A 12,715-nucleotide genomic window follows, 5' to 3' on the forward strand; every position below is an offset into this window, starting at 1 on the left:
ACGTCTCAAAAGGGGATATTCCATGACTATCAGAACCTTCGTGGCCAGCAGCCTGCACCGGGCGGCCGGTCTGGTGCTCGGCTTCGCGGCGCTCGGCATGGCCTTCACCGGGCTGGCGCCCGTCGAGGCGCGCGCTGAAACGCCGACGCCGATGATGTGGGTCGTCAGGGACGCGGATTCGACCGTCTACCTGTTCGGCAGCATCCACCTGATGAAGCCGGGCACAGAGTGGCAGACGCCGAAGGTGAAGGACGCCTTCGCGAAATCAGGGACGCTGTGGCTGGAACTGACCGACATGGACGATCAGGCCAAGATGATGGGCCTCGTCCGGCAGTACGGTTTCGACCCCAGCCGCAAGGTGACCGATGGTCTGACGCCGGACGAGGTCGCAAAGCTGGAAAGCGTTCTGGCGTCCAAAGGCATGACTCTGCAGCCGCTCATGCCGATGCGCAAGTGGATGCTCAGCCTGGTGTTGCTGCAACTGGAATCGGCGCGGCTGGGTTATGACCCGCTGACGGGCGTCGACCTGACCCTGTTGAAGCTGGCGCGTGAACGCCAGATGCCCATATCGGGGTTTGAAACGGCCGAAGACCAGATGAAGATGCTGGCGGCGGGCAGCGAGGAAGAGGATCTGGTCGGTCTGCGCCAGATGCTGTCCGAAGTGGGGCAGGCGGACAATACGCTCGATCGTCTATTTAACGCCTGGCAGCGCGGCGACGAGGCGGGGCTGAACGCTGAAATGAACAAGTTCGACGCTGAGAACGATCCAGCTCTTTACCAACGCCTGCTGGTCGATCGCAATGCCAAGTGGGTACCGCAGATCGAGCAGATCCTGGCCGGCAAGGGTACCGTTTTCGTCGCCGTCGGCGGCGGCCATCTGGTCGGCAAGGACAGCGTCATCGCCATGCTCAAGGCGCGCGGCATCGTCGCCGAAAAGGTAAACTAAAGCTTAACGTCCGGCATCCGGCTTGCAGGCACGCCCTTCGTCTTCCACCGACGAAGGGCGTTTTGCATGAATACGAGCCAGATTCGCCAACGGATACGTGTTGGCGTGGCGGGCACCCCCGAATGGGTGCGCGATGCCTGTATCGGACTGCTGGCCGGCGGGCTGGCGGTGACGGCCTGGGCCGCGTTGCAGCCCTCCGATGCCGCAGTGTCCCGCACCGTTCCTACGGTCCTGACGGCGCCTGTGTCCCTTGATGCACGCGAAGCTGAGGCCGGCCCTATCGGCGCACCGCTGCTGTGGAGGGTGTCCAGCGGCAAGGCGACGGTCTACCTCTTCGGCAGCGTCCATGCTCTGCCGCCCGGTGTCGAATGGATGGACGCGCGTCTTTTTCAGGCCTTCGATACGGCTGACGCCGTATGGTTCGAGGTCCCGGATCTCGACAAGATGCCGAAGTTCAGAGGCTTTGAGGAAAAGGCCTTCTCGGCGCGGCCGGGTCTTACCAAGGGCTTGAGCGATATCGAAATCCACGAGCTGGAAACCCTGCTGCATCGCTATAACTACACATTGAAAGACGTCGAGCGCGTCCGCCCGGGCGTAATGGCGGCAGTGGTCGGACAGCTCAGCTCCGCCGCCGGCGGGTTCGATACCGATCGCGGCGTCGACTGGGCACTGTTCAATCGCGCCAGGAACCTCAAGATAAAGACGGGGGGCTTTGAGAGCCACAAGGTGCACTACGACTATCTTTACGCCTTGGGCAGGAGCGCGGACGAAGGTGGCACTGCGGCATTGAAACGCGCCCTGGCCGTACATTTCGGCCGCGATCACGACAGTCTCGAAGTCCTGGTCAAGACGTGGCGCACCGGCGATCAGCGCGCCATGACGCAAAGCCTGGCTGAGGAAAAAGCGCGCGGTCCTGAGAGCTATGATCTGCTGCTCACCGGCCGGAATGCCAAGTGGGTACCGCAGATAGAGACCATGCTGAAGGGCGACCAGACGACCTTTGTCGTCGCCGGCGCCGCGCACTTCACCGGCCCCGACAGCGTCATCGCCATGCTGCGCCAGCGTGGCTTTACGGTCGACAGGGTTGATCCTTAATTTCTTCTGGGTAGCGCCCTCAAGTAGGCTTTCAAGGTCCTTGAATCCTGGAATTCCGTGTAGTCGCCGCGTTCTATAGCCCTTATGCCGACGGCTACTGCTTCTTGCAGAGCCTGAAGTTTCAGGGCATCCTCAATGTCTTGGTTTTCCATGGGCGTCATTTGAGGGGCGGCAAGCAATTGGTGTTCCCAAACAATATACCGATCGCAATATTCACAAAGCCAATATTGACTTTGCCGCCTGTTTTCCTCAAAAGGCCCGCCTAAGCCCCAATCAGCTTAGACGTCTGTCCCTTCCGTTATGTAACGGAGGGGATTTCTCTTTGGGGAGTCCACGGCCATGAACCAGTCGGCCAATACGTCGGAAGATCATCTGTTCGGAGTCTATGCGCGCGCGCCTATCGAGGTCGAGCGCGGCGAGGGCGCCCGCCTGTATGACCGACGCGGCCGCATGTTCCTGGATTTCGTGCAGGGCATCGCCACCAATGGCCTGGGCCACGCCAATCCGGTCCTGATCGAAGCGATGACCGCCCAGGCAAAGAAGCTGTGGCACGTCTCCAACATATTCACCATTCCGGGTCAGCAGGAACTGGCGGCGAAACTGTGTGCGCACAGCTTTGCCGACCAGGTCTTCTTTACCAATTCTGGCACTGAAGCGGTCGAGTGTGCTTTGAAGCTGGCGCGCAAATATCACGCCGCGCGCGGCAACGAAGAGCGCATCGATATCATCGGCTTTGCCGGCGCCTTCCACGGCCGGACCTATGCGGCCGTGACCGCGGCGGGCAACGAGACCTATCTGGCGGGCTTCGGTCCGAAACTGCCGGGTTACGTCAATGTCTCGCTCGACGATCCCGACGCCATCCGCGCGGCGGCTGAGGCCCCGACGGCGGCGGCGATTATCGTCGAGCCGGTCCAGGGCGAAGGTGGCGCCCGCGCCCTGACCGATGCCGAGTTGCAAAACCTGCGCGACCTGTGCGACGCCAATGGCCTGCTGCTGATCTTCGACGAAATCCAGTGCGGCATGGGCCGCTCAGGCAAGCTGTGGGCCTATGAATATTCGGGCGTCGAACCCGATGTCATGACGATCGCCAAGGCGCTGGGCGGCGGTTTCCCGATCGGGGCCTGCCTGGCGACGCGCGATGCGGCGTCCGGCATGACGGTCGGCGCTCACGGCTCGACCTTCGGCGGCAACCCGCTGGCCATGGCGGTCGGTGAGGCGGCGTTCAACGAGATCGTCCGTCCCGAGCTGCTCGAAAACGTCAACCGCATTTCCGGCTATCTGCGCCAGCAACTGGCAGGCCTGCGCGACGCTTATCCGGATATGGTCGAGGACGTGCGCGGCAAGGGCCTGCTGGTCGGTATCAAGGTCAAGCCGAACAATCGTGAGATCATGATGCTGGCCCGCGACAACGGTCTGTTGATCGCCGGCGGTTCGGACAACTGCGTCCGGTTGCTGCCGCCGCTCAATGTCACCGAGGACGAGGCACGTGAAGCCATCGGCCTGCTGGAAAAGACATTCCTGGCCGCCCGCGAAGCCGCAAAAGCAAAAGAAACCGCATAACGTATAAAGAACGCTCTTCGCCCTCCCTACGAAGTGGGGAGGGGGGACCATCTGCGGAGCAGATGGTGGGCGGGGCCTCTTTTGCCTCAGCGCCCCCTTGGTGGTGAAGAAGATAACAGGGACTAACCGATGACCCGTCATTTTCTCGATATCTGCGACCTGACGACCGAAGAGCTGCGCTCAATCGTCGACGACGCTCACGCCCGCAAAAAGTTGCGCCAGGGCTGGCCGAAGGGCCGCGTTGATGCCGACGCGCCCGCCAGGGACAATGTCCTGGCCATGATCTTCCAGAAGAACTCGACGCGCACCCGGTTCTCGTTCGACGCCGCCATGCGCCAGCTCGGCGGCCAGGCAATCATCTCGACCGCATCGGACATGCAACTCGGTCGTGGTGAACCGATCGAAGATACCGCCAAGGTGCTGTCGCGCATGGTCGACGCCATCATGATCCGCGCCAATGAGCACGACGACGTGCTGCGCCTGGCGCGCGCCTCGACCATTCCGGTGATCAACGGCCTGACCAATTTCAGCCACCCTTGCCAGATCCTGGCCGACATCCAGACGATCGAAGAGCATCGGGGCGCTATCGAGAACAAGACCCTCGCCTGGATCGGCGACGGCAACAATGTCTGCAATAGCTTAATACACGCTGCGGCGCGTTTCGGCTTCACGCTGAACATTGCCTGTCCTGACGCCTATAAGCCGGCCATGGCCGCCATGGTCTTCGCCTCGGAAACGCGCGCGAAAGTCACCGTGACCAACGATCCCTTCGCCGCCACCAAGGGCGCCGACGTCGTCCTGTCCGACACCTGGGTGTCGATGGGCGACCTCGACCACGACGAACGCCTGGCCGCTTTCCAGCCCTACCAGGTCAATGCCGAGCTGATGAAATGGGCGCGTTCGGACGCCCTGTTCCTGCATTGCCTGCCGGCCCACCGTGGCGAAGAGGTGACCGACGAGGTCATCGACGGTCCGCAATCCGTCATCTGGGACGAGGCCGAGAACCGGATTCATGCGCAGAAAGCTATCATCTCCTGGTGCTTAAACGCGCCATCCTTGGCCGACTAATACGCAGTCTGCGCTTGCAGGTACAAGAGTACCTGCGGCGCTAGCCGGCAATTATTCGACTCAAGGCTGACGGTTTAAGCGGCCGGAGTTATTGAGCCTTGAAGGCTAATAAGGCCGGTCATGGCCGGTGGTGAAGCCCAGCTCGTTCAGCAGGTGGACAAGCATGACAAGGGCGGCGGTGAAGGACAGCATCATCAGGAACCGCCACGGGATCATACGTGGGGTGGTGCGGCGCAGGTCGTGCGGCCGGGCGCCCATGAATCCACAGGCGGCCGTCAAAAGACTGGAAACAGCGAACAGAATCACGGTAGTGGGCAAGGATAGCATGGGGCCCATATGCAGGCTCAAACTGGCTGCGGCAAGAACACACCCGATTTATTTGTCATCGGACGGACGATCGTGCTATGCGCCACACCACTTCTCCTTTTGCGCGAAACGCATCGGTACAGTTTCCACAGAAGAATGCATGATCCCCACATCTAGTAGTTAACAAATGGTTTACACTCAACATAATGCGGTCTACGCTTTCGGCTCGTACCGGTAGGGGAATCGCATGAGCGCGAATGCACCTTGGAGTGTAAAGGGAATCGATGCCAAGGCGCGCGAAGTCGCCAAGGATCTGGCGCGCCGTTCGGGCATGACGCTCGGCGAGTGGCTGAACCAGATGATTCTCGAAGGTGAAGACGTCGGCGCTGCGATCAATCGCGAACGCGAGCGCGAACAGGCGCCTCAGCAATCCCATCCGCAATCGTCTCAGGCGGGCCTGATCCGTCGCCGCCCCCCCGTATTTCGCGAAACCCAGAACGATATCGACGAGGCGCCGCGCCGCGCCGCGCCGTTTTCGTCCGGTTCGCGCCCCCTGGCTGGTCGTGAAATCTCCTCGGCCGATCTGCGCCGTCATTCGATCTTTGACAGCCGCCCGCGCGAGGACGACGATCGCGGTGCGTCCGGTGAACTGGGCCGGGTCGCCAATGCGCTGGAAACCCTGAGTGACCGCATTGAAGGCTCCGAAACCCGCTCGGCCAACGCCGTACGTGGTGTCTCTTCGGCGGTCGAATCGTTGCTGGGCCGCCTTGAGCGCAGCGAGGCAGGCCTTGCTGCCGCCCAGGCCGAGACGCGTGATCGACTGGAAGAGCATACGCTCGACCTGCAGTCATCGCTGGAACGCCACGAAGAGAGCCGCGAGGCCCTGGCGGGACGTCTGGAACAGGCGGAGCGCCTGATCGACGCCCAGGCTGAGCGTCTGGAAGGCCTGTCCGGCCACCTGCGCGAGGAGCGCGAACACGTTTCGCGCCTTGAAACCCAATTGAAAAACCCGGCCGTGCAGGAGACAGTCCGCACGGTCGAGGGCGCGCTCGGCAAGCTGGCCAACCAGCTTTACGAAGGCGAGCAGCGCCACCGCGACGTCGTCAAGGACGTCCGCGAGGACATGGTCGGCCTGTCGCACCGTCTGGCTCAGCTTGAGCTGCGTGACCCGGAGCGCGCCGCGCAAGGCGTGATCGACAAGGTCGTATCGCGCATGGCCGAGCGCCTTGAGCAGGCGGAAGCCCGCACCTCGACGGCTATCCGCGCGCTGGAGCAGGCCTTCACTACGCTCGATGCCCGTCTCAACCGCGCCGAAGAGCGCGGCGACGTGACCGATCCAGAACAGGTCGCTTCGCTGAAGCGCTTGGCCACCGACCTGTCGCGCCGCGTCGATGACAGCCGCGCCGAACTGCTGAATGCCCTGCAGGACCGCAGCAATGCTTCAGCCGATCAAATGCTGCGCACCCTGTCGGAACGCGTTGATCAATCCGAGCGTCGCTCCGCCCAGGCCATCGAGCGCCTGGGGCAGGACGTGCTGCGCGTCGCCGACACCATCAATCGTCGCGTCGCCGGCGTCGAGGCCGCTCAGGATGGCCACCGCGAAGCCTTCGAGCGTATCGGCCGGGAAGTCGGACGCGTCCAGGAAACGGTCGATCAGCGCTTCGGTCGCACCGAGGCCAGCCACGCCCAGGCGCTGGAGCGTCTTGGTTCCGAGATCGCGCGCATTTCCGAACGCCTGTCGCAACGCATGTCCGAAACGGAGCGCCGTGTCGGCCTGGCCGTCGAAGGCGTCGGCCAGATCATCGAGCAGCACCGTGACCAGTCGCGCAGTGAGCTGGGCGATCGCATCCGTCAGTCGGAAGAGCGCACCGCCAAGCTGCTGGAAGAGGCGCGCAACCGCATCGACCAGAAGCTGGCTCAGGTCCAGACGCAGAGCCTGCTGTCGGAAAGCGGCCTGAACGCCGGGCCGCGCACACCGCGTCCGGTCGCCAGTGACCTGCCCAATCCGTTCGCTTTTGATGAACCCGAAGCTGAAGTCGCGGCAGTACCGAAGCCGGCCGCCCCCGTGCAGCAGGTTTGGCGCGACGATGTACTCAAGGGCGCGCACCTGCCCGACGATGAAGACGAAGCGCTGGACCTGACCGGGCAATTGCTTGAAAGCGTCACGACGCCGGAGCCGGCACCCGCGCCGGTGTCGATCGCCAAGACGGAAGCGCCTGCAAAGGAAGCGGCTGCGCAGGACTTCGATCCGTTCACCGAGGAAGACCTCGAGTACGATCTGGTTCCGGTCGGCAAGACGAATAGTGAAGACGAGAGCGATCCTTTCGCCGATATCGATGTCTCGAAAAAGACGGCTCCGCGTTTCGAGAACCAGCGCTTCGAAGGCGCCCGTGCGGCCGCTGCGGCATCGCCGCGCGCCACCTTCGAACTCGAAGACGAAGTCATCGAGGCTGCACCCAAGGCGTTCGGTGGCCGCGACTTCGTGAGCGAAGACGCTGATGGCGGCGTGTCGGTCTCGACGCGCGATGCCCTGGCGGCGGCGCGCGCTGCGGTTCGCGCCACGATGGTCGATGAGCAGGAACGCCGTCCGGGCGCCCTGAGCGGCCTGGGACTCAAGCCTGCCGTTCGGCGCGGCATCGGTCAGCCGCGCGGCGGCAAGGACAATACGGTTGCCAATGCCTTCAAGGCTTCGGCCGTCGCTGTCCTGGTTGTTGGTGCTGGCGTCGGCGGCTATGCCGTGCTCCGCCAGGAGCCGGTTGCCGCTACGGCGCCGCAGGGCGTGAAGACCCCGGTCGCGGCGGTCGTTACTCAGCGCGCCGACGAAGGCCTGCTGCGCGCCAAGTACCAGTCGGCGACGCGCCTGCTCGATGCCCGCGCGCCTGGCGCCGTCGACAAGCTCCAGGAAGTCGCCAACCAGGGCTATGCCCCGGCTCAGTTCATGCTGAGCGGCATCTATTCCGGCGAGGGCGCCTACACTGAGCCGAACCCGCAGGAAGCCCGCAAGTGGGCGCAACGCGCGGCCGACGGCGGCGTAGCGCGCGCCATGTTCAACCTCGGCACCATGTATTACAACGGCACGGGTGGTCCGCGTAACCAGATCACCGCCGCCATGTGGTTCCGCCGCGCCGCCGAACGCGGCGTCAGCGACAGCCAGTACAATCTGGGCCTGCTCTACGCCCAGGGCGATGCCATGCCGCTCAATCCGGCCGAGGCGTACAAGTGGTTTACGATCGCAGCCGATGCTGGCGACAAGGATGCGGCGCGTGAAGCCGCAGCCATTCGCGAAAATCTGACGCCCGACCAGCGCCAGAAGGCCGAAGCGGCTGCGGCCACCTTCAAGCCCTTGGGCGAAGGGGCGGTCGGCGAAGCTTCCGCAGCCACGCGCGGCTAGAGCGATATGGCAAAAAGTGTAGGCGGTTTTTGCCTTAAATATCGCGACAAAACAAAAGATCAGATCGGAATGATTGCTTCCACCTAAAATCATTCCGATCTGATCCGCAAACACTTCACACTTTTCGGAAAGCGCCAGGCTTGCGCACTCTGATCTTGGCCCGGCGCGCGGCGCAGGATAAACATTCGCTGTGAGTGAAGATGTAACCCTGTCGCAGCCGCCGGACGTCTGGTGGCGTGCCCTGATTCCCGAACAGGCCCTGGGCTTTTCCGCCGTCCATTCGCATGTCGGGGACGGTGTGGTGACGCGTGCCATCCCAACCCAGGAACTGCGTGAGCTCTGGGGGCGTGCCCCGCTGATCGTTGCGAATGCGCCTCTGGTGCGCAACCGGCTGTTCAGCAATCGCGGCCACCGCGAAGCTGGCCATTTCGACGTCCTGGAACTGTTCGCCTTTGTCCGTCCGGCCCAGTTCTGCGCGCCGTCGCCGGCGGGGTTGGCCCTGGCCTGCGGCTTTGCCGAACCCGAAGACGCTCGTGCCCGCGCTCTGGTCCTGTTTGACGTCATTTCAGCGCTTCTGGAAACCTTGGCGCAGTCGCCGCTCGGCTTCCGGCTGGCGGCGCAATCGGGCGTCAAGCTGATGATGCGCCACGGTTGGGCGTGGGGGGCGCTGGTCCAGGCGGCGCTCGACCGGACCGAGCTGCCGGCCGACTATGTGGCACCGCCGCCGCTCGAAATGTGGTCACTTCTGGAAGAGTGGGAGGATCAGGCGCCTGAGGGCAATCCGCGCGCTGTCGCCCTGTCCGAGGACGAAGTTGTCGAGGAGCTTGACGCCGGCCTGACGCGGGCGAAACTGGCCGAGCGCCGCCCGGAACAGCGCGAGTTCGCCGTCCGGATGCGAGAAATCTTTGCGCCGAAATGGGTGAAGGATCAGCCGAACATGCTGCTGGCCGAGGCGGGCACCGGTGTCGGCAAGACGCTCGGCTATCTGGCGCCGGCCCACGCCTGGGCGCGCAAGGCGCAGGGCCAGGTTTGGGTCTCGACCTATACCCGTGCACTGCAAAAGCAGATCTATCACGATACGCGCGCCCTGTTCGATCGCGAGGCCGAGCGCCAGGAACAGGTGGTGGTCCGCAAGGGCCGTGAAAACTACATGTGCCTGCTGAACTTCCAGGAACGGCTGGTCTCGGCGCAGACCGGCCCCGAAGTCATTATGGCCGTGCTGATCGCGCGCTGGGTGCTCTATACGCGCGACGGGGATATCATCGGCGGCGACTTTCCAACCTGGCTGCCGTCGCTTCTGCCGGTGACCTCGCCGGCCGCCGTTTTCCAGACGCTTACGCCATCGGCCCTGGTCGACCGGCGCGGCGAATGCACCTATGCGGCGTGCCAGCATTACCGCGTCTGTTTCATTGAAAAGTCGGTGCGCAAGGCGCGCTCGGCCTCGATCGTCGTCGCAAACCACGCCCTCGTCATGGCGCAGGCAGCCTATGACCTCAGGGACCGCGCGCGCGCTGAAATGGCGGCCGAAATGAACGGCGAAGACGTCCAGGGCGATGTCGAGCCGCAGCCCGCCCTGTCGCGCATCATTTTCGACGAAGGCCACCACGTCTTCGAAGCCGCAGACAGCGCCTTTGCGACCCGGCTGTCGGGGCTCGAAGCCTTCGAACTGCGGCGCTGGATCCGCGGCAATGAAGGCCGGTCGCGGCGGGGCCGGGGGCTGGAATCGCGCATTGGCGACCTGCTCAAGACCGATGCCGCCAAGGACGCCATGCGTGAACTGATCCGCGCCGCCGCCGTCCTGCCGGCCGACGGCTTCTCGCAGCGCATCACCGTGCGCACCCAGAACGGCAACGGCCTGGAGCCGGTGGGCCCGATTGAGGCCCTGCTTGTCGAGGTGCTGGGGCAGATCGATATCCGCCAGGGCGAGGCGCGCACGCGCACGCGCTTCGTGCCGGACAATGACCTTGGCGGCGAATGCGAAGCGCATCCGTGCCTGGAGACTGTCGGTGTCGCCGCCAAGCTGGCCGCGCGTGCCCTGGCCGGGATCGAAGCGCCGCTGCTGGCGCTGTGCCGGGCGCTGGAAGACATTCTCAACGACGCTTCCGGAGAACTGGAAGCGCCGGAACGCGTACGTATCGAAGGCATATTGCGCGGGCTGGAACGGCGCGCCCGCATGCTGCTGCCGGCGTGGCGATCGCTGCTTCAGCAACTGGCGCTGGAAGACGGGGACATTACGGATGATAAGAACAAGCCGATGACGATCGACTGGTTCTCGACCGAGGTCCATCGCGGCCGGATCGTCGATGTCACCCTTAACCGCCATTATGTCGATCCCAGCCTGCCCCTGGCCGAGTTCGTCCTCAAGCCGGCGCATGGCGTACTTGTGGCCTCGGCGACGCTTAGCGACGGCACGCGCGACGAGACGACCGAGGATGTTTTTTCTTTGGCGCGGCAAAGATCGGGCGCCAATCATCTGGTCATGGGCGCCAAGACGGCGCGCATCGCTTCACCGTTCGACTATGCCAATCAGGCGCGGCTGTTCGTCGTTACCGATGTCGGCCGCGACGATCCGCGCGCGACCGCCGCCGCTATGCAGAAGCTGTTCCTGGCCGCCCAGGGCGGGGCGCTTGGCCTGTTTACCGCCATCCGCCGGCTGCGCGCCGTCTACGAGCAGATCAACCTGCCGCTGGCCGAGGCCGGCCTGTCGCTCTACGCCCAGCACGTCGATCCGCTCGATGTGTCGGACCTGATCAGCATCTTCCGCGCCGAGCACCATTCGTGCCTGCTGGGGACCGACGCGGTGCGTGACGGCATTGATGTGCCGGGCAGCGCCTTGCGGCTTATCGCGTTTGATCGTGTGCCGTGGCCCAGGCCGGATACGCTGCATAAGGCCCGGCGCCAGCATTTCGGTAACAAGCTCTATGACGACGCCCTGACGCGTGCGCGCCTCGCCCAGGCCTTCGGCCGGTTGATCCGCAAGAAGGACGATCGCGGCGTCTTCGTTATGCTGGACTCAGCCGCGCCGACGCGGATGTTCTCAAGCCTGCCGGAAGGCGTAACCCTGCAGCGCTGCACGCTGGCCGAGGCGATCGACTCGATTCAGCGTTTCCTGTTTCCGCCGGATATCCAGTAGCATTGCGGTTTTATCCGTCACATGATCTGTCTATGTACCTGCCGCGCATCTTACCCGAAAACCGCTGACACGTTTCGGGATGCTCGGTGCCCAATATTCGAGAGAACCGGAAATGCCCGACACGCACGCCGATCTGACGCCAGCCTCGCCGCAACCGACGCGCAAACGCGGCCGCATAGGGTTGTTCGGTCCCGCCCTGGCGGTCGTCCTGCTGGCTGTCGGTTGGAGCGGCTACTGGTTTTATGTCGCGCACAACGTTGAAACGACGTTGAAGGCCCAGCAGGACGGTCTGGTCAAGCAGGGGTATCGCGTCAGCGTCGCGCCTTATCAGGTTGGCGGCTATCCCTTCCGCGTCACCGTCAATCTCCGTGACCTCAGCATCATCGCGCCGTCGGGACGTGGCGTCGATTTCCCCGAACTGGATGTTGCTGCCAACGCCTACATGATCACCAAATGGGTGGCAGTGGCGCCTAGGGGGGCAACCCTGCACCGCGGCGGCGACCTCGGCACACTGGCGGTCAGCGGTTCCTCCTTGCGGGCAAGCCTGTCGGGCATCACGCGAGCCGTCCCGAATATCGCTATCGAAGCCAATGATCTCAGCCTGGTACCGTCTGATGCGGCCAAGCCCTTCACTTTCGATTCGGCAAAAAAATTCGAAGCCTATATCCGCCCGAACACCGCTGCATCGGACAGCGCCGACGTGCTGGTGCGCGTCGCCCAGGCACACGGCCAGGCCAGCCGTTTTGTCGGCGACTTCAGCCCTGGCAAGCCGCTCGACATGCACGTCGAAGCGACGCTCAACAAAGTTGCCGCCTTCCAGGGACGCGATTTCGCCACCGGCCTGAAGGCGTGGAAACAGGCGGGATCGGTGACGGCCTTCAAGAGTGAACTGAAAAACGCCGAACTGCGCGTCATGGCGACAAGTGACAAGCTGACCTATGATCTCGCCGGCAAGCCGGTCGGCCGCCTGAACGCCGAAATGACCGGCACCTTCCGGCCGCTCGATGTGCTGGCGGCGGCAGGGCTTCTGTCGCGTGAGAACATGACGGCCATGGCGCCGTTACTCAACATGACCCTGGCGACCGTCGGTGATCAGAAGCTGGCGATCGATTTCCGCGATGGCGGCGCCTATGTCGGCCCGCTCAAGGTCTCGGATGCACCGAACCTGCCGTAACTTGTGACCCGGAATCTGGTATAGTCTGAAACCATAAAACCT

At 63.7% G+C, this 12,715-nt stretch carries 7 protein-coding genes and 1 pseudogene; 7 read left to right on the forward strand and 1 reads right to left on the reverse strand.

From position 1 onward, the window contains the following. Window positions 1-22: 22 nt before the first annotated feature. From AC1DON_RS09510 to argF, 4 genes are all read left to right on the forward strand, one after another. A complete protein-coding gene (locus tag AC1DON_RS09510; RefSeq protein ID WP_476934550.1) occupies window positions 23-946 on the forward strand; it encodes a TraB/GumN family protein in 924 nt (307 codons plus the stop codon). 66 nt (window positions 947-1,012) lie between these two features. Next, window positions 1,013-2,041: a TraB/GumN family protein gene (locus AC1DON_RS09515; RefSeq protein WP_476934551.1), complete on the forward strand. Its 1,029-nt coding sequence runs from the start codon at window positions 1,013-1,015 to the stop codon at window positions 2,039-2,041. A gap of 339 nt (window positions 2,042-2,380) precedes the next feature. Beyond that, the gene (locus AC1DON_RS09520) at window positions 2,381-3,601 is read left to right on the forward strand and encodes an acetylornithine transaminase (protein ID WP_476934552.1); all 1,221 of its coding nucleotides are present in this window, start codon (window positions 2,381-2,383) and stop codon (window positions 3,599-3,601) included. A gap of 129 nt (window positions 3,602-3,730) precedes the next feature. Beyond that, complete coding sequence (gene argF, locus AC1DON_RS09525) at window positions 3,731-4,669, forward strand: ornithine carbamoyltransferase (protein WP_476934553.1); 939 nt, start codon at window positions 3,731-3,733, stop codon at window positions 4,667-4,669. A gap of 105 nt (window positions 4,670-4,774) precedes the next feature. Here argF and AC1DON_RS09530 read toward each other — a convergent pair whose 3' ends face one another. Then, the gene (locus AC1DON_RS09530) at window positions 4,775-4,996 is read right to left on the reverse strand and encodes a hypothetical protein (RefSeq protein WP_476934554.1); all 222 of its coding nucleotides are present in this window, start codon (window positions 4,994-4,996) and stop codon (window positions 4,775-4,777) included. Window positions 4,997-5,222: 226 nt separating this feature from the next. On the opposite strand from AC1DON_RS09530, the pseudogene AC1DON_RS09535 reads away from it, so the two are divergent. From AC1DON_RS09535 to AC1DON_RS09545, 3 genes and pseudogenes are all read left to right on the forward strand, one after another. Continuing rightward, window positions 5,223-8,213 (forward strand): annotated as a pseudogene (locus tag AC1DON_RS09535) (SEL1-like repeat protein); the annotation flags it as partial. A gap of 343 nt (window positions 8,214-8,556) precedes the next feature. Continuing rightward, a complete protein-coding gene (locus AC1DON_RS09540) occupies window positions 8,557-11,499 on the forward strand; it encodes an ATP-dependent DNA helicase (protein WP_476934555.1) in 2,943 nt (980 codons plus the stop codon). A gap of 112 nt (window positions 11,500-11,611) precedes the next feature. Beyond that, on the forward strand, window positions 11,612-12,673 hold the full coding sequence (locus tag AC1DON_RS09545; RefSeq protein WP_476934556.1) for a DUF2125 domain-containing protein: 1,062 nt from the start codon (window positions 11,612-11,614) through the stop codon (window positions 12,671-12,673). Window positions 12,674-12,715: the final 42 nt, after the last annotated feature.

The sequence above is a fragment of the Asticcacaulis sp. P4_H10 genome (assembly GCF_056400965.1).

Bases quoted from the DNA above. Each gene is read 5' to 3' on its own strand.
- AC1DON_RS09510 (WP_476934550.1), top strand. From the start codon at position 23: ATGACTATCAGAACCTTCGTGGCCAGCAGCCTGCACCGGGCGGCCGGT.
- AC1DON_RS09515 (WP_476934551.1), top strand. From the start codon at position 1,013: ATGAATACGAGCCAGATTCGCCAACGGATACGTGTTGGCGTGGCGGGC.
- AC1DON_RS09520 (WP_476934552.1), top strand. From the start codon at position 2,381: ATGAACCAGTCGGCCAATACGTCGGAAGATCATCTGTTCGGAGTCTAT.
- argF (WP_476934553.1), top strand. From the start codon at position 3,731: ATGACCCGTCATTTTCTCGATATCTGCGACCTGACGACCGAAGAGCTG.
- AC1DON_RS09530 (WP_476934554.1), bottom strand. From the start codon at position 4,996: ATGCTATCCTTGCCCACTACCGTGATTCTGTTCGCTGTTTCCAGTCTT.
- AC1DON_RS09545 (WP_476934556.1), top strand. From the start codon at position 11,612: ATGCCCGACACGCACGCCGATCTGACGCCAGCCTCGCCGCAACCGACG.